The sequence below is a fragment of the Sinomonas sp. R1AF57 genome (assembly GCF_002224485.1).
In the GTDB taxonomy this organism is placed as follows: domain Bacteria; phylum Actinomycetota; class Actinomycetes; order Actinomycetales; family Micrococcaceae; genus Sinomonas; species Sinomonas flava.
Genome location: NZ_CP022463.1, coordinates 435,412 through 452,026, shown reverse-complemented (window position 1 = coordinate 452,026; position 16,615 = coordinate 435,412). Strand labels below are relative to the sequence as shown.

Genomic DNA, 16,615 nt, shown 5'->3' with positions numbered 1-16,615 from the left:
CCCACCCCCCCCCGCGGCGGCCGTGGGCGGGGGCGGGGGCGGGCCGGGCCCCCCCGGCGGGGCGGGGGGGCCCGGCTGGGGAACCCGGCGCCGGGTTTCTTTCTTCTGGCCCCCGAGGGGGGCAGCCACTTCGGGGGGGGGGCCGCCGGGGGGCGGGGCGACAACCCGTTTGGGCCGGGGGGCGCCCACCGGGGGGGGGCCGGCGTCCTTGTGGGATTCGCGCCCCCGCCGCTGTGTCCGAAGTGCTCGGTCGCGTGTGGTCAGGCGCGCATGGTCAGTCGTGCTTGCGGCCGGCCTCGACGATCGCCTGGCTGACCTCGGTCGGCTTCTCGTAGGACCCCTCGGGGATCCCTTCGATGGCCCGGATGACGTTGTCGTCCGCGTTGTGGCTGCGCGCGGCGTCGAGCAGCGCCGACCGGTCGGCGGGGTAGTCGACGCCTTCGAGGAACTTCTGGATCTGGATCGGGTTCACGCTGTGGGTCACGGTGTCCTCCTGTCCGGCCTCTCGGCGGTGGTGTCGCGGTCCGTCTCGCGGGTCGCACCGGGGGCTTCCCGACCCTCACGGTCCGGAACCCTGTTCACGTCGTCCGGGCGAGCGTCGTCCTGGACGTGGCGGCCATCGCCCCGTGCCTCTGTGCCGAGATCGTGCACCGGCTGGTGGTCCGCGTTCGGAACGTCGTCGCGATGCGAGGCGTCGCGGTCATGGCGACCTGAACGGTCCGAACGGTCTGGCACGTTGGGGTCGAGCTTGTCGGCGTGCTGGCGCCGCTCGGCGATGCGCTCGCGTTCTTCGCGCGTGGCGCCCTGGGTCTCGTCGGCCTGCTGGCGCAGCCGGGCCGCCTCGACCTCGGCACGCTCGGCACGGGCCTGCGCCTCCTTGGCCTTGGCCTCTCGTTCGCGGACGTCGAGTTCATGCTGGGCCGCCTCTGCGCGGATCTCCTCGGCGCGCTCGTGCATCTGCTGCTTGTGCTGTCCGGAGCGTCGTCGTGCAACGACGGCCACGATGATGATGATCACGATCAGGACCGCGATCCCGACTATGAGCCATGCGAGCTGGGTTGAGTCCATGGCGGGCACCTCCTGGGGTGGGTCAGCTTGTGGCTGATTACCCCCTCGCCGCCGAACCAATCAAGAGCCCGGTTCGCTCGGGGCCGTCCGGACCGCCGCCGCAATCCGCCCGGCGACGTCGTGCGGGTCCTCATGGCTCCAGAAGCGCAGGACCCGCCAGCCCGCCGAGGTGAGTGCGGCGGTTGTCTCCGCGTCCCGCTCCCGGTTGCGCGCGATCTTCGGCCGCCAGTAGTCGACGTTGCGGGCGGGCTCGATGTAGTGCTCGGGACAGCCGTGCCAGTAGCAGCCGTCGATGAACACGGCCACGCGGGCACGGCTGAACACGAGATCCGCTGTGCGGCGCAGGGTCGGAACCGGCCTGACCGCCACTCGGTACCGCAGGCCCATGGCGTGGACGGCGCGCCGCACGCGCAGCTCGGGGGCGGTGTCCCTGGAGCGGTTGCCGAGCATCGTCTTCCGGATCGCGGGCGTCGACGCCCACGAGCCGTTCCCCCTGCCGGCCCCCGACGGCGGTGACCCGCCGACGGCGGGCGCGTCGCCGCCGTCGTGCGTCTCCTGAGGCGTCCCGGCGTGGCTCATGCGGCCCAGCGTACGCCTGGCCCGACAACCCCCTTGAGGGGACCTGCACCGTGGATGCGTTTCGGGCCGCCGCCCGGGGGTACAGCGGCAGACGCCGGACCCGAGTGGAGGCGGCGCGTCAACCAGCAAGAGGAGAGAAGCTGACATGGCGTCACAGAACGTTGCAGAGTACCTGCTCGACCGGCTCACGGAGTGGGATGTCGAGACGGTCTTCGGCTATCCCGGCGACGGCATCAACGGCATCGTGACCGCGCTCGGCGCGGGCAAGGGGCCGAAGTTCGTCCAGGCTCGGCATGAGGAGATGAGCGCGTTCGAAGCCGTCGGCTACGCGAAGTTCACTGGCCGGGTCGGCGTCTGCATGGCCACCTCCGGTCCGGGCGCGATCCACCTCCTCAACGGGCTGTACGACGCGAAGCTCGACCACGTGCCCGTGGTCGCGATCGTCGGACAGGCTGCGCGCACTTCCCTCGGCGGCTCGTACCAGCAGGAGGTGGACCTGCCGACGCTCTTCAAGGACGTCGCCTCGGACTATGTCCAGATGGTCACGGTCCCCGAGCAGCTTCCCAACGTCCTCGACCGCGCCCTGCGCATCGCGCAGGCCCGCCGCGCGCCGACGGCTGTCATCATCCCGTCGGACGTCCAGGAGCTCGAGTACTCCGCTCCGACCCACGCCATGAAGATGGTCCCCTCGAGCCTCGGCACCTCCTGGCCCGGCGTGGTCCCGGACCCGGCCGCCGTCCACCGCGCGGCGGACCTCCTGAACGCGGGCGAGAAGGTCGCGATCCTCATCGGCCACGGCGCCCGGCATGCGGCCGCCGAGGTGCAGGAGGTCGCCGAGCTCCTCGGGGCCGGCGTGGCCAAGGCGCTCCTGGGCAAGGACTCCCTCCCGGACACCCTGCCCTTCGTCACGGGGTCCATCGGGCTCCTCGGCACGCGGCCGAGCTACGAGATGATGCGCGACTGCGACACGCTCCTGACCATCGGCTCGAGCTTCCCCTACACGCAGTTCATGCCCGAGGAAGGGCAGGCCCGCGGGGTGCAGATCGACCTCGACGCGACCATGATCGGGCTCCGCTACCCCTACGAGGTCAATCTGGTGGCCGACGCCGGCGAAGCCCTCCGCGCGCTCATCCCGCTCCTGGAGCGCAAGGAGGACCGCGGCTGGCGCGAGGACCTCGAGGACAAGGTCTCCCGATGGTGGCAGACCATGCGGGACGAGGCCCTGGTCGACGCCGATCCAGTCAACCCGCTCCTGGTCTTCTCCGAGTTCTCAGAGCGCATGCCCGCGGACGCGATCATCGCGGCGGATTCGGGCAGCGCCGCAAACTGGTACGCGCGCCAGCTCAGGTTCCCGCCCGGGGTCCGCGGCAGCCTCTCCGGGAACCTCGCGACGATGGGTCCGGGCGTCCCGTACGGGATCGGGGCCAAGTTCGGCAATCCGGGACGTCCCGTCATCGTGTTCGAGGGCGACGGGGCGATGCAGATGAACGGCCTCGCCGAGCTCATCACCGTCTCGCGCTATTGGCGTGAGTGGGAGGACCCGCGCCTTGTCGTCGTCGTGCTCCACAACAACGACCTGAACCAGGTCACGTGGGAACTGCGCGCGTTCAGCGGCTCCCCTACTGTGCCCATGACCCAGGAGCTCCCCGAGGTCGGATACGCGGACTTCGCCTCGAGCCTCGGTCTGGGAGGCATCACGGTGGACACGCCGGACGCCCTCGGCGCCGCCTGGGACGAGGCCCTCGGAGCCACCCGACCGACCGTGCTGGACGTCAGGACCGATCCGAACGTGCCGCCCATCCCGCCCCATGCGACGCTCGAACAGGCGATGAACGCCGCCAAGAGCGCGATCAAGGGCGATCCCAACGCGTGGGACTTCATCAAGGAGGGCCTCAAGACCAAGGTCCAGGAGCTGCTGCCCGGGCATCGCTCATGAGCGGGGTGAAGGACCCCGCGACGGGAGCGCCCGTCTCCAGCGCACCGGTCTCGGAGGTCCGGGCCGCGGCCTACACCGTGCCCACCGACATGCCCGAGGCGGACGGGACGTTCGCATGGGACTCGACGACCATTGTCATCGTGCAGGTGAAGGCCGGCGGCGCCGAGGGCCTCGGCTACACGTACGGGCCCGCGGCGCTCGTCGGCCTTGTCTCAGACGCGCTCGCGCCGGTGGTCGTGGGATCGGACGCCTTCGCCGTCCCTGCGTGCGCGGAGGCGATGGCCCGCGCCCTGCGGAACATCGGCCAGTCAGGCGCAGGCGCCTACGCCGCGTCGGCCGTCGACTGCGCGCTGTGGGACCTCGCCGCGCGGCTCGCGGGGCTTCCGCTCCACCGGCTCCTCGGGGCGGCGCGGGAGGACGTGCCGGTCTATGGCAGCGGCGGCTTCACCACCTACACGGACGAGCAGCTGTCGGACCAGCTCGGCGGATGGGTCGCGGACCAGGGCATCCCGCGGGTCAAGATCAAGATCGGCCAGGACCGGGGCTCGGCCGAGCAGCGGGACATCGAACGGATGCTCGTCGCCCGGCAGGCCATCGGTCCCGACGCCGAACTGTTCGTCGACGCGAACGGCGCCTACACGCCCAAGCAGGCCGCACGTGTGGCGGTGGCTGCCCACGGGGCGGGGTTCTCGTGGTTCGAAGAGCCGGTCTCGAGTGAGGACCTCCCGGGCCTGCGCTTCGTGCGCGAGTCCATCTCCGCGGACGTCGCCGCCGGCGAGTACCTCACCCGGCTGGCCGACGTCGAACGCATGTGCGCGGCGGGCGCTGTGGACTGCGTCCAGGCCGACGTGACGCGGTGCGGGGGGATCACGGGCTGGCTCCGGGCTGCCACCGTTGCGCAGGCGCACGCTGTCGGGTTCTCGGGGCACTGCGCGCCGGCGATCTCGGCGGCGCCGGCCGCGGCCGCGCCGGCTCTCCGCCACCTCGAGTGGTTCCACGACCATGTGCGTCTGGAGGCGATGCTGTTCGACGGGGTGCTGGACCCAGCTGGAGGCACGATCACCCCGGACGGGGGCCGGCCGGGGAACGGGCTGACGTTCAAGGACGCGGACGCCGAGCAGTTCCGGGTGGCCTGACGGCCCCGCCCGTATCCCCTCCCCCGTCTAGGGGTCACGTTCTGGGAGTCAGATCCTGGAGGTCACATCACGTGACCCCCAGGAGGTGACCCCCAGACGGGTACAGGGGCGACCAGTCTGACGGTCAGGCGAAGTCCGCGGTGGCGGGGTCGGCGCCGATGCGGCCGGACGCGCCCTTGTCGAGCGCCGAGATCGCCTCCACGTCCCCGGGCTCGAGGTCGAGGGCGAGTGCCGTCCAGTTCTGTGCAATACGCTCCGGCGTCACGGACTTGGGGATCACCACATTGCCGAGTGCGAGGTGCCAGCCGAGCACGAGGTTCGGGATGCTGACCCCGTACTTCTCGGCGATGCGGCCAAGCACCGGATCGGCGAGGAGGTCCTTGCCCTGGCCCAGCGGGGACCAGGCCTCGTGCAGGATCCCCTTGGACTTCTCGAACTCGCGCAGCTCGGCCTGCGGGAAGTAGGGGTGCGTCTCGACCTGGTTGATGACCGGCAGGACGCCGGTCTCCCGCTCGATCTCCTCGAGGGCCTCCACCGTGAAGTTGGAGACACCGATCGAGCGGACCCGCCCGGACTCCTTGAGCTTCACGAGCTCCTGCCACGTCTCGACGTAGAGGCCTCGCTTGGGCTGGAGCCAGTGGATGAGGTACAGGTCGACATAGTCGAGGCCCAGCTTGTCGAGGGACGCCTCGAACGCGGGCTGCACCTTGCCACGGCCCTGGTCGGCGTTCCACAGCTTGGTGGTGATGAACAGGTCTTCGCGGGGCAGGCCAGACGAGGCGATGGCGCGGCCGACGCCCTCCTCGTTGCCGTAGATGGCGGCGGTGTCGATGTGCCGGTAGCCGACGCGGAAGGCCTCGGCCACCACCTCCTCGGCGACACTGTCCTCGACCTGCCACACGCCGTAGCCGAGCTGGGGGATGGTGTTCCCATCGTGGAACGTGAGCACGGGTGATGTCAGGGTTTCTGCGGAAGTCATGCGCTCCATCCTGCCACCGTGCGTGACGGCGGCAAGGACTTTGCCGGGATTGCCGTGCGGGATTCGCGGTCCGCGAACGCGGGAATAGAAACCGGTCTCCGACCTCAGCCGCGCAGGAGGCCCTCGGCCTCTTCCACATGCTCGAGGACGGTCGCGGCGCGACGCTGGACCGAGAGCGCGCCGACAGGGACCGGGCCGACGGCGAGGCGCAGCATCGCAGCTGCTTCGGCCGTGGTCGCCAGGGCGTTGCCCGCCCGGGACAGGGCACGGTGGAGGGCGGCGAAGTCGCCGGGGATCTCGTAGCCCTCGCTCGGGGCCCGCTTCTGCGCCTCGACGCACACCGCCCGCACCCGTGGAAGGAGCTCGGCCAGGGCGTTCGCGATCACCACGAGCTCGCTGTACAGCGTGTCGTCATCGATCCCTTCGAGCACCTGGTGGAACCTGTCGAGGCCCCGACGGAAACGGTCGTGGGCGCGGCGCCAGAGGCCCTTGCCGAGCTCTGCGTCGTCGCGCCGCCCCGACAGGGCAGCCTTGAAGAGCCCCACGGCCGTGCTCACAGGTACTGACCCGGACCGTGGTCCGGCCGTTCCCCGGGCCGCACGCCGGCCCCGTGCGGTGAGCGCTGCGGCTCCCCGTTCTCGCCGATGACGACGCCGGGGGCGATCATCGTCCCCGGCGGGAGCTGCCGCAGCTGCACCTGGGCCGCAGCGAGCTGGTGGGCAGCCTGCTGCGCGGCGATCGCGGTCTGGATCCCGTGGAAGAGTCCCTCGAGCCACCCCACCAACTGGGCCTGGGCGATGCGCAGCTCCCCTTCGCTGGGGACGGCCTCATCGGAGAACGGCAGAGTGATGCGGTGCAGCTCCTCAACGAGCTCGGGCGCGAGACCGTCCTCGAGCTCCGCGATCGAGCGCTCGTGGATCTCCGCCAGGCGGTTCCGCGCCGCCTCGTCGAGCGGCGCTCCCTTCACTTCCTCGAGCAGCTGGCGGATCATCGTACCGATCCGCATGACCTTCGCCGGCTCGTCCACGAGCTCCTGGAGGCTCGCCCGCCGCTCGCGGCCCGGAACGGACGACGGCGCGTCGCCGACGGCCGCGGGCCCCTCGACGGGGGTGCCCTCCACCGCCTCCTCCGCCTGGTCGCCGAGGCCGCTGGAAGGCGTGTTCTCGTTCCCGGGTTCAGTCATGGGGCCATACTCTCACGAGCCGCCTCCCCGGCTGGATGCCCACCACCGGCCGGGCCGTGGCCACGGTCAGCAGCAGCGGCCCTGCGGATTAGCGTCCTGCCGGTCGGCGTGGTCGCGCCAGAACTCGCGCTCGGTCATGGCCGCATGGTCGCACCGGCCGGCGGCCGTCTCGGCGCGGTGGTACTCGAGGTACTTCTCGTAGGCGTCCGCCCCCATGACGCCGCGGAGGTAAGCCCGCGCGGCGGTGAGGGACGAGCGGACGGCGGCGAGCGCCGTCGTCCGTCCCTCACCCCGCGCGAGAGGTGAGCCGCTCATCAGTGATGCGCCGCTGGGGTGGCGTCGAGGCCGGCGTCCCTCCACTGGGCGCGGACGGCGCGCTCGGCAGGCGTCGGGACGACCCCCGCCGGGGCGAAGACACGCGAGGGCACGGCGGGGTCCTCCTGGTCCGTGTCCACGCCGATGCCGCGGAAGGCCTTCACCGTCGCGATGAGCGCCGTGATGATCACGATGATCGAGAGCACCACGAACACGACACTCAGCACCCCCTGGACCATGGTGTTGCGGACCACGGCCTCCATCGCGGCGACGGTCTTGGCCGTGCCGAAGGACGTCTTGCCGTCCGCCAGGGCCTTGGCGAACGCGGCGTTCTGCGCGAAGTACCCCACCGCCGGGACAGGCGAGAAGATCTTGTACGCGCTAGCCGTGATCGTCACGACCGCCGCGAACGCGAGCGGGAGCGCCACGATCCAGAGGTGCCTGAACGACCTGCGCTTGGCCGCGATCGCCAGGCACACCGCCAGGGCGATGGCCGCCAGCAGCTGGTTGGCGATGCCGAACAGCGGGAAGAACGTGTTGATGCCGCCGAGCGGATCGGTCACGCCGAGGATGAGGATGTAGCCCCAGCCCGCGACCATGATCGCCGTGCACAGCCACGCCCCCGGACGCCACGAGGTGTCCTTGAACTTCGGGATGAAGTTGCCGAGCGAGTCCTGCAGCATGAAGCGGGCCACGCGGGTGCCGGCGTCGACCGCCGTGAGGATGAACAGCGCCTCGAACATGATCGCGAAGTGGTACCAGAACGCCGCCAGCCCTGCACCGCCGATGAACTGCTGCATGATGTGGCTCAGGCCGACGGCGAGGGTCGGGGCGCCGCCGGTGCGGGAGACGATGGAGGGCTCGCCGACGCTCTGCGCCGTGCTGGCGAGGAGGTCCGGGGTCACGTTGACGCCCGCCAGGCCGAGCCCGTTGACCCACGCGGCCGCGGATTCGACCGCCCCGCCGGTCAGGTTGGCCGGGGAGTTCATGACGAAGTACAGCCCGCGGTCGATGGACACGGCCGCGACGAGCGCCATGATCGCCACGAACGACTCCATGAGCATGCCGCCGTAGCCGATGAAGCGGGTCTGGCGCTCCTTCTCGATGAGCTTGGGCGTGGTACCGGAGGAGATGAGCGCGTGGAATCCGGAGAGGGCCCCGCACGCGATCGTCACGAAGAGGAACGGGAACAGGCCGCCCGCGAACACGGGGCCGTTGTCCTTGAACGCGTACTCGCTGAAGGCGGGCACGGTGATCTCGGGGCGGACCACGATGATCGCGATGGCGAGGAGCGCGATGACGCCGATCTTCATGAAGGTCGAGAGGTAGTCGCGCGGGGCCAGCAGGAGCCACACGGGCAGCACCGCAGCGATGAAGCCGTAGACGATGATCCCCCAGGCGATCGGGAGGCGGTCCAGGTGGAAGAGGGCCTGGCCCCAGCCGGTGTTCGCCACGGCCCCGCCGCCGATGATGGCGGCCATGAGCAGCACGAAGCCGATGATCGAGACCTCCATGACCTTGCCCGGGCGGATGAACCGCAGGTACACGCCCATGAAGAGCGCGATCGGGATGGTCATGGCGACCGAGAAGACGCCCCAGGGGCTCTCGCCGAGGGCGTTCACGACGACGAGCGCGAGGATCGCGACGATGATGATCATGATCAGCAGGGTGGCGATGAGGGCAGCGGTTCCGCCTACCACGCCGAGTTCCTCGCGGGCCATCTGGCCGAGCGATCGGCCGCCGCGGCGCATCGAGAAGAACATCACGAGGTAGTCCTGCACCGCGCCGGCCAGGACCACGCCGACGATGATCCACAGCGTGCCGGGCAGGTACCCCATCTGCGCGGCCAGGATCGGTCCGACCAGCGGGCCCGCCCCGGCGATCGCCGCGAAGTGGTGCCCGAAGAGCACGTTGCGGTCGGTGCGGACGTAGTCCTTGCCGTCGGCCTTGTACTCGGCCGGCGTCGCGCGGACGTCGTTCGGCTTGAGCAGGTACTTCTCGATGTACTTCGAGTAGAACCGGTAGCCGATGAGGTACGTGCAGACGGCGGCAAACACGAACCAGATGGCGTTCACCGTCTCGCCGCGGACCAGGGCGAGCATGACCCAGGCGAGTCCGCCGACGAGGGCGATCGCAGCCCAGATCGCGATCTTGGTCGGGGTCCACCTGCGGTCCTCGGCCTCGAGCGTCGTGGGGTCGACGGCGACCGGCGGCAGGGCCGGGTCCTGGGCCAACGCGGGCCCCCGTCCGGGTGTGGTCTCCGACGCTCCCCCAGCGTCGCGAGAGACGGAACTCATGGTGCTCCTCCTCGAGCGAAGTGATCAGACGGTCCCGACCATAGCCATACCGAACGTCCGGTGGGAGCCGGGGTTCCGGGCCCCGCCATCCGGTGCGACGAGCGGTAGCCGAAGCGCGATGAGCGGCGCTAGAGGGTGAGGAGCACCTTGCCGACGTGCTCCCCCGAGTCGAAGTACTCGTGGGCCGCGGCAACCTCCGCGAGGGGGAAGGTCTTGTCGACGAGCGGCTTGATGCGCCCATCCGTCACGAGGGGCCACACGTGCTCCTTGACAGCCGTCATGATGACCCCCTTCTCCTCGACGGGCCGCGGGCGCAGTGCCGTGCCGATCACGGCGGCGCGCTTGTTCAGGAGCATCCCCAGGTTGAGCTCGGCCTTGGCGCCGCCCTGGAGGCCGATCACGACGAGGCGGCCATACGTGGCGAGCGCCTCGATGTTGCGCTCGAGGTACTTCGCACCGACGACGTCGAGGATCACGTCCGCGCCGCGCCCCTCGGAGGCGTCGCGCACGGCCTGGACGAAGTCCTCCTCGTGGTAGTTGATGGCGACGTCGACGCCGAGGAAGGCCCTGGCCGTCGAGACCTTCTCCTCCGTCCCGGCCGTCGCCGCGACCCGCGCCCCGTACGCCTTGGCGAGTTGGATCGCCATCGTGCCGATCCCGCCGGTCGCACCGTGCACGAGGAGGAGCTCGCCGGGCTGCAGCTGGGCCGTCATGAAGAGGTTCGAGTAGACGGTCGCGGCCGTCTCCGGGAGGCCTGCCGCGGTGACCAGGTCGACGCCGTCGGGAATGCGGAGCACCTGCTCCGCGGGCACGGCGACCTGTTCCGCGTAGCCCCCGCCGGACAGGAGCGCGACGACCTTGTCGCCGGCCGAGAAGGGCCGCGCCACGTCGGGCCCGAAGCCTGCGATCCGCCCGGAGACCTCCAGCCCCGGGACCTCCGACGCCCCCGGGGGCGGGGGGTAGAAGCCCCGCCGCTGCTGGACGTCCGCCCGGTTGATGCCGGCGGCCACGACGTCGATGAGCACCTCGCCCGGGCCGGGCACCGGCGCGTCGACCTCGCGCACCTGCAGGACGTCGGGCCCTCCGGGCTCGGCGATGAACACGGCCTTCATGCTGGACGCTCCTCTGCGGGTGGAGGGGTCGGTTTCACGAGCTTGCTTGCCTGTGAAACACTACTAGGCACAGGGAAGGTTGTCCGAGCGGCCTATGGAGCTGGTCTTGAAAACCAGTGTGCGGTCACCCCGTACCAAGGGTTCAAATCCCTTACCTTCCGCGTGCATGGTGGGGAAGCGGTGCCCTCCGGACCAGGTCCGGACGGCGCCGCTTCCCTGTTTCTGTCCGTGCGCAGGAGCGGCTGCGGCCGGCGCGGCGTCAGGCTCACGGGAGCCTTGAAAAGTGTCAGACCCCCCGCATAGCGTCGGAGGCGTTCGGCTAGACACGCGCTCGACCACCTCGAGGAGCCTCCCATGCCCGCACCACATCCCACTCCCGGCGCACCCTGCTGGGCCGACCTCATGACGAGCGACATCGAGCGCTCGAAGGAGTTCTACAGGACGCTCTTCGGCTGGACGTACGAGGTCGGCGACGAGGAGGCGTACGGAGGCTACGTCACGGCGTCGAAAGACGGCCAGGCGGTGGCAGGCCTCATGCGCCGGATGGAGGACCAGCCCGGGATGCCGGACGTATGGACGGTGTACCTGGCGAGCGAGGACCTCAACGCGACAGCAGATGCCGTGGCCGAAGCGGGGGGGCAGGTCTTCCTGGCCCCCATGGAGGTGCCCGAGCAGGGTCACATGGCCGTGTTCGGCGACGCCGGCGGCGCGGCGTTCGGCGTGTGGCAGCCCATCGGGATGAAGGGCTTCGGCAAGGTCGCCGAGCCGGGCTCTCCCGTCTGGTTCGAGCTGCACACGCGGGACTACGACAGGGCCGTGGACTTCTACCAGAGGGCGCTCGCCTGGAAGACGACGGTGATGAGCGACACCCCCGAGTTCCGCTACACGACCCTCGGCGAGGGCCGGAACTCCCAGGCCGGGATCTTCGACGCGGCACGCGACCTGCCCGAGGGTGTGCCGTCTCACTGGACCGTCTACTGGGGCGTCGAGAACACGGACGAGGCCATCGAGAAGGCCACGGCCATGGGGTCCACCGTCCTGATGCCGGCCGCGGACACTCCGTTCGGCCGCATGGCAGCCATCACGGATCCGATGGGCGCGCCCTTCCGGATCATGCAGGACCTGGGCCAGGGCGGGGAGCCAGGCGTCGAGGGGTAGACGCTCCAGGGCGTGTCCCCGCACCCGGACACGCCCGCATCCTGAAAACTTCCGTTCACATTCGGCTGGTTCGCTACGGCGTGTCCCATCGCTGCCCATCACTCGTGTGAAAGAGAACTGAATATGGGGAATCCCTTACGGAGAGCGGCCCTTGCCCTCTGCGCGGTGGCCGTTGCGTCGCCGCTAGTCACTGCGCTTCCAGCCGCGGCCGCCGACCTTGCGCCCGGCGTCGTCATCAACGAGGCCTACCTCTCCGGCGGCAGCGCCGGCGCCGCGTTCAAGAACAAGTTCGTCGAGCTGCGCAACACCTCTGCCCAGGATGTCGACCTGAGCACGTGGTCGCTGCAGTACCGCTCGGCGACCGGGACGGGCCCGTCCAACGCCACGGTGAGCCTGAGCGGAAAGACCATCAAGGCTGGCGGCTACCTGCTCGTCGGAGGTGCCACGAACAGTGCCACGTCGACGGCTGCCGACCTCCCGACACCGGACGTCTCCTCCGCCTCGCTCAACCCCTCCGCCACCACCGGCACGCTCATCCTGGCCCGCAAGACCAGCACACTCACGCTGCCGACCGGGAGCCTCACCGGCAATCCGGACGTCGCCGACCTGCTCGGGTACGGCACGTCGAACACGTTCGAGACCAAAGCCGCCGCCGCGCCGTCGGCCACCACCGATGTGCGCAGCCTCAACCGCACCGGCGGCAGGGACACCGACGACAACTCGGCGGACTTCACGCTGAGCACCGCGATCACCCCGCAGAATTCGGGGTCCGCCGGCACGGGCACAACTCCCGATCCCGAGCCGGCTGTGAAGGCCATTGCCGACATCCAGGGCACGGGCTCCGTGAGCCCCCTCGCGGGCCAGACCGTCACAACGCGAGGCAAGGTCACCGCTGCCTATGCGACCGGCGGATTCAACGGCTACTACATCCAGACGCCCGGCACCGGAGGGACCCCGGCGGACGAGCGCACAGGATCGGATGCGATCTTCGTGTACTCCCCGGCGACGGCCGGCAGCGTGCATCGCGGCGACTACGTCGAGGTGACCGGACCGGTGAGCGAGTACTTCAACCTCACCCAGATGAGCGTGGCGGCCTCAGGCCTCAGGGTCCTCTCCGAGGCTGTGCCGGAGGTCAAAGCGACACCGTTCGCCCTCCCCCTGTCCGAATCGGCGAAGGAATCGCTCGAGGGCATGCTCGTCGCCCCCGAGGGCCCCTTCACGGTCACGGACAACTACTCGCTGAACCAGTACGGCGAGATCGGCCTCGCCGCGGGCACGTCCGCGCTCGTGCAGCCGACGGCGCTCGCACCCTTCGGCTCGGACGCGTACAGCGCGGCAGTCGCCGACAATGCGGCACGCCGTGTCACGCTCGACGACGGCGCCACGACCAACTTCCTCAGCAACGCCCTGACAAAGGCCCAGCCCCTCCCGTACCTCACTGCTGCCGATCCGGTCCGGATCGGCTCGCCCGTGACGTTCTCGGGCGACACGGTCTTCGACTGGCGCAACAGCACGTGGAAGCTGCAGCCGCTCGAGCAGCTCACGCCGTCGAACGCCGCAACGGCCCAGCCCGCGCACTTCGGCAACACCCGCGCGGACAAGCCGGCCGACGTCGGCGGCACCCTCAAGCTGGCCACGTTCAACGTGCTCAACTACTTCCCCACCACGGGCGACCAGCTCACGGGGTGCACCTACTACACCGACCGCGACGGCAATCCAGTCACCGTCCGCGGTGGCTGCGATGCACGCGGCGCCGCCAATGCCGAGAGCTTCGGGCGGCAGCAGGCCAAGATCGTCGCGGCGGTCAACGGCTCCGGCGCGGACGTCGTCTCGCTCGAGGAGATCGAGAACTCGGCGAAGTTCGCCCTGCCGAGGGACGCTGCGGTCGAGAAGCTCGTCAACGCCCTCAACGGCGCAACCGGCGCAGCCACGTGGGCCTTTGTCCCGAGCCCCTCAGTGGTGCCGGCGCAGGAGGACGTGATCCGCACGGCCTTCATCTACAAGAAGCACGTGGCGCAGCCGATCGACGAGTCGGTGATCCTCGACGACCCGGCCTACACCGGGCTCGCCCGCCAGCCGCTCGCGCAGGCGTTCAAGCCCGTGGGCGGCAACAACGCGACCAAGTTCGTGGCGATCGTGAACCACTTCAAGTCCAAGGGCTCCGCTGCCACCCCGGAGGACACCGACAAGGGCCAGGGCGCCTCGAACCTCGCCCGCACAGCCCAGGCCCGCGCGCTCGTCGGCTTCGCGGAGCAGATGAAGGGCGCCGCCAACACGGAGAAGGTGTTCCTCTTGGGCGACTTCAATTCCTATGCCTTCGAGGATCCGATGGCCGTGCTCGCGGAGGCGGGCTACATCGACCAGGGACTGCGCACCGGCGGCAAGCACTCGTACGCCTTCGGCGGCATGGTCGGCTCGCTCGACCACGTGCTGGCCTCCCCCGCGGCGGACGCGACCGTGAGCGGCGCCGACATCTGGAACATCAACTCGGTCGAGTCGGTGGCCCTCGAGTACAGCCGCTTCAACTACAACGTCACCGACTACTACGCGCCGGGCCCGTTCCGGTCCTCGGACCACGACCCGTTCGTGATCGGCTTCAACCTCACCTCGAAGTCCGACAACGCCGGGAACCCGCCCGGACAGATGAAGTGACCCGCACCCACTCTGGAGGAATGACACTGTGAACCACAGATTCCGCCCGCTCTCCGGCGGGCTCGTCGCCGCTGCCGTGGCCGCGACCCCCCTCGCGGTGATCCCGGTCTCGGCCGCCCTGGCCGCCCCGGCAGCCGCCGCTTCGACCGTGGACGTGCGCCTGATCAACATCAACGATTTCCACGGCCGCATCGACAAGAACACCGTCAAGGTCGCCGGGACCGTCGAGCAGCTCAAGGCCTCCGCGCCGGGCGGCAAGGCGGTCCTGCTCTCGGCGGGGGACAACATCGGCGCGTCCCTGTTCGCTTCCGCGAGCCAGGACGACCAGCCCACCATCGACGTGCTCAACGCGCTCGACCTCAAGGCCAGCGCTGTGGGCAACCACGAGTTCGACAAGGGCTTCGCGGACCTGACGGCCCGCGTCGTCGACGGCGGCGCGAACGCGAGGTTCGACTACCTCGGCGCGAACGTCTACCTCAAGGGCACCCAGACGCCGGCCCTGCCGGAGTACCGGGTCGTCGACGCGAACGGCGTGCGCGTGGCCGTGGTCGGCGTCGTCACCCAGGAAACGCCCATGCTCGTCTCCCCGGGCGGCATCGCCAGCCTGGACTTCGGGGATCCGACGGATGCCGTCAACCGTGTCGCGGGCCAGATCAGGGCCTCCAACGCGGCGGACGTGATCGTGGCGGAATACCACGAGGGCGCCGGTGCCGGCACCCAGGAGGGCGCGACCCTCGATGCCGAGATCGCCGCCGGGGGCGCGTTCGCGAAGCTCGTGACCCAGACGTCGGCCGACGTGGCGGCGATCCTCACCGGCCATACCCACAAGGAATACGCCTGGGACGGCCCCGTTCCCGGGCGGCCGGGCAAGACCCGCCCCGTGCTGCAGACGGGGAGCTACGGCGAGAAGATCGGCAGTATCGACCTGAGCGTCGACACGGCGACCAAGCAGGTCGTCGCCTACTCGCAGGGCAACATCAAGCGCACCACCGCGGACGACGCCGGGCTGGCGGCCCAGTTCCCGCGCGTCGCCGCGGTCCAGGGCATCGTCGACAGGGCGCTCAAGGCAGCCGAGGCGATCGGCGGGACGCCGGTGGGGGCGGTCACCGCCGACATCACCACCGCGTTCTCCGGGGGCACGCGCGACGACCGCGCGTCGTCGTCCACCCTCAGCGGCCTCGTCGCCGACTCGCTCCTCGACTCGCTCAAGGATCCGACCCTCGGCGGCGCGGAGATCGGCGTCGTGAACCCGGGCGGCCTCCGCTCGGAGCTCTACTACGCGCCGGACGGCGTCGTCACGTACGCCGAGGCGAACGCCGTCCTGCCGTTCGTGAACAACCTCTGGACCACGTCGCTCACCGGTGCCCAGGTCAAGACGATGCTCGAGCAGCAGTGGCAGCGCGACGCGGCGGGCAAGGTCCCGAGCCGTCCGTACCTGCAGCTGGGCACCTCGAAGAACCTCACCTACACCTTCGACTCGACCCGGCCGGAGGGCGACCGCATCACCTCCGTCCGCATCAATGGCACACCGGTCGACCCGCAGCGTTCGTACCGCGTCGGCACGTTCAGCTTCCTCGCGCAGGGCGGGGACAACTTCCATGTGTTCGCGCAGGGCACCTCCACGCGCGACTCGGGCCTGATCGACCGAGACGCGTGGATCGGCTACCTGTCCGGCCACCAGCCGGTCGCGCCGGACTTCGCCAAGCGCAGCGCCGAGGTGCTGAACGCGCCCGCCACCGTCACCGGCGGCCAGCAGCTCTCCGTCAGCGTGCAAGGCCTCGACCTCACCTCGCTCGGCTCGCCGACGAACACGCAGCTCTCGCTCACCTACTACCCGGCGTCCGGCGAGCCGCGGCTCATCGGCACCTACGCGGTGGCCGGCGGCAAGGCAGCCCTGGACTTCCGCGCCCCGTACGCGCTGCAGGGCGGGACCCTCGTGGCCTCGGCGCTGGAGTCGGGTACCACGGTGACGCTGCCGGTCTCGGTGCCGACGGTGACGGGCTCCTGCCTCGACCTCGGCTCCACCCTCGATCGCCCGGGCGACCGGTCCGCCCAGGCCCTCGAGTCCCTCGTGAAGAACTACACGAAGGTCTGCGCCCGCTGACCTGACGCGGGCCCATCACGGGTCCCGAGGCCCTCACGGGGCACGCACGGCGACGGCCGGGCCTTCCGCACGGAAGGCCCGGCCGTCGTCCTACCC

12 protein-coding genes, 1 tRNA gene and 1 pseudogene are annotated in these 16,615 nt (G+C 70.3%); 5 read left to right on the top strand and 9 right to left on the bottom strand.

What is annotated here, in order from left to right:
- Window positions 1-274 precede the first annotated feature (274 nt).
- The 3 genes from CGQ25_RS02160 to CGQ25_RS02150 are packed head-to-tail and all read right to left on the bottom strand — an operon-like array spanning window position 275 to window position 1,647.
- Complete coding sequence (locus CGQ25_RS02160; protein ID WP_208711601.1) at window positions 275-484, bottom strand: DUF2795 domain-containing protein; 210 nt, start codon at window positions 482-484, stop codon at window positions 275-277.
- Entirely contained in the window at window positions 481-1,068 is a 588-nt protein-coding gene (locus tag CGQ25_RS02155) for a hypothetical protein (protein WP_208711600.1), read from the bottom strand. Before CGQ25_RS02155 ends, CGQ25_RS02160 begins: the two co-directional genes overlap by 4 nt.
- Before the next feature lie 60 nt (window positions 1,069-1,128).
- Window positions 1,129-1,647 carry a very short patch repair endonuclease gene (locus CGQ25_RS02150; protein ID WP_369802275.1) on the bottom strand — a complete coding sequence of 173 codons (519 nt, stop codon included), beginning with the start codon at window positions 1,645-1,647 and terminating at the stop codon, window positions 1,129-1,131.
- 145 nt (window positions 1,648-1,792) lie between these two features.
- On the opposite strand from CGQ25_RS02150, the gene CGQ25_RS02145 reads away from it, so the two are divergent.
- A complete protein-coding gene (locus CGQ25_RS02145; protein ID WP_208711599.1) occupies window positions 1,793-3,583 on the top strand; it encodes a thiamine pyrophosphate-requiring protein in 1,791 nt (596 codons plus the stop codon).
- Window positions 3,580-4,719, top strand: coding sequence for an enolase C-terminal domain-like protein (locus CGQ25_RS02140; protein WP_208711598.1), 1,140 nt, complete (start codon window positions 3,580-3,582; stop codon window positions 4,717-4,719). The genes CGQ25_RS02145 and CGQ25_RS02140 overlap by 4 nt, the downstream gene beginning before the upstream one ends.
- 124 nt (window positions 4,720-4,843) lie before the next feature.
- Here CGQ25_RS02140 and CGQ25_RS02135 read toward each other — a convergent pair whose 3' ends face one another.
- The 6 genes from CGQ25_RS02135 to CGQ25_RS02110 form a co-directional block, all read right to left on the bottom strand.
- Entirely contained in the window at window positions 4,844-5,698 is an 855-nt protein-coding gene (locus CGQ25_RS02135) for an aldo/keto reductase (protein ID WP_208711597.1), read from the bottom strand.
- Between the two features lie 104 nt (window positions 5,699-5,802).
- On the bottom strand, window positions 5,803-6,243 hold the full coding sequence (locus CGQ25_RS02130) for a hypothetical protein (RefSeq protein WP_208712821.1): 441 nt from the start codon (window positions 6,241-6,243) through the stop codon (window positions 5,803-5,805).
- Between the two features lie 8 nt (window positions 6,244-6,251).
- Complete coding sequence (locus tag CGQ25_RS02125; protein WP_208711596.1) at window positions 6,252-6,881, bottom strand: bacterial proteasome activator family protein; 630 nt, start codon at window positions 6,879-6,881, stop codon at window positions 6,252-6,254.
- Window positions 6,882-6,947: 66 nt separating this feature from the next.
- Window positions 6,948-7,196 (bottom strand): YbdD/YjiX family protein, encoded by a 249-nt coding sequence (locus CGQ25_RS02120; protein WP_208711595.1) that lies wholly within the window; start codon window positions 7,194-7,196, stop codon window positions 6,948-6,950.
- A complete protein-coding gene (locus tag CGQ25_RS02115; RefSeq protein ID WP_208711594.1) occupies window positions 7,196-9,493 on the bottom strand; it encodes a carbon starvation CstA family protein in 2,298 nt (765 codons plus the stop codon). The genes CGQ25_RS02120 and CGQ25_RS02115 overlap by 1 nt, the downstream gene beginning before the upstream one ends.
- A 128-nt stretch (window positions 9,494-9,621) precedes the next feature.
- Window positions 9,622-10,605: an NAD(P)H-quinone oxidoreductase gene (locus tag CGQ25_RS02110; protein WP_208711593.1), complete on the bottom strand. Its 984-nt coding sequence runs from the start codon at window positions 10,603-10,605 to the stop codon at window positions 9,622-9,624.
- 73 nt (window positions 10,606-10,678) lie between these two features.
- On the opposite strand from CGQ25_RS02110, the gene CGQ25_RS02105 reads away from it, so the two are divergent.
- The 3 genes and pseudogenes from CGQ25_RS02105 to CGQ25_RS18665 all read left to right on the top strand — a co-directional run bounded on the left by CGQ25_RS02105 (window position 10,679) and on the right by CGQ25_RS18665 (window position 16,519).
- Window positions 10,679-10,766 (top strand) — tRNA-Ser (locus CGQ25_RS02105).
- A 193-nt stretch (window positions 10,767-10,959) separates the two neighbouring features.
- The gene (locus tag CGQ25_RS02100) at window positions 10,960-11,763 is read left to right on the top strand and encodes a VOC family protein (protein WP_208711592.1); all 804 of its coding nucleotides are present in this window, start codon (window positions 10,960-10,962) and stop codon (window positions 11,761-11,763) included.
- 123 nt (window positions 11,764-11,886) lie between these two features.
- Window positions 11,887-16,519, top strand: a pseudogene (locus CGQ25_RS18665) (ExeM/NucH family extracellular endonuclease).
- Window positions 16,520-16,615 lie beyond the last annotated feature (96 nt).

Coding starts and splice junctions, on each gene's coding strand:
- CGQ25_RS02110 (WP_208711593.1), bottom strand. CDS start 10,605: ATGAAGGCCGTGTTCATCGCCGAGCCCGGAGGGCCCGACGTCCTGCAG.
- CGQ25_RS02135 (WP_208711597.1), bottom strand. CDS start 5,698: ATGACTTCCGCAGAAACCCTGACATCACCCGTGCTCACGTTCCACGAT.
- CGQ25_RS02140 (WP_208711598.1), top strand. CDS start 3,580: ATGAGCGGGGTGAAGGACCCCGCGACGGGAGCGCCCGTCTCCAGCGCA.
- CGQ25_RS02155 (WP_208711600.1), bottom strand. CDS start 1,068: ATGGACTCAACCCAGCTCGCATGGCTCATAGTCGGGATCGCGGTCCTG.
- CGQ25_RS02125 (WP_208711596.1), bottom strand. CDS start 6,881: ATGACTGAACCCGGGAACGAGAACACGCCTTCCAGCGGCCTCGGCGAC.
- CGQ25_RS02100 (WP_208711592.1), top strand. CDS start 10,960: ATGCCCGCACCACATCCCACTCCCGGCGCACCCTGCTGGGCCGACCTC.
- CGQ25_RS02145 (WP_208711599.1), top strand. CDS start 1,793: ATGGCGTCACAGAACGTTGCAGAGTACCTGCTCGACCGGCTCACGGAG.
- CGQ25_RS02120 (WP_208711595.1), bottom strand. CDS start 7,196: ATGAGCGGCTCACCTCTCGCGCGGGGTGAGGGACGGACGACGGCGCTC.
- CGQ25_RS02115 (WP_208711594.1), bottom strand. CDS start 9,493: ATGAGTTCCGTCTCTCGCGACGCTGGGGGAGCGTCGGAGACCACACCC.
- CGQ25_RS02150 (WP_369802275.1), bottom strand. CDS start 1,647: ATGAGCCACGCCGGGACGCCTCAGGAGACGCACGACGGCGGCGACGCG.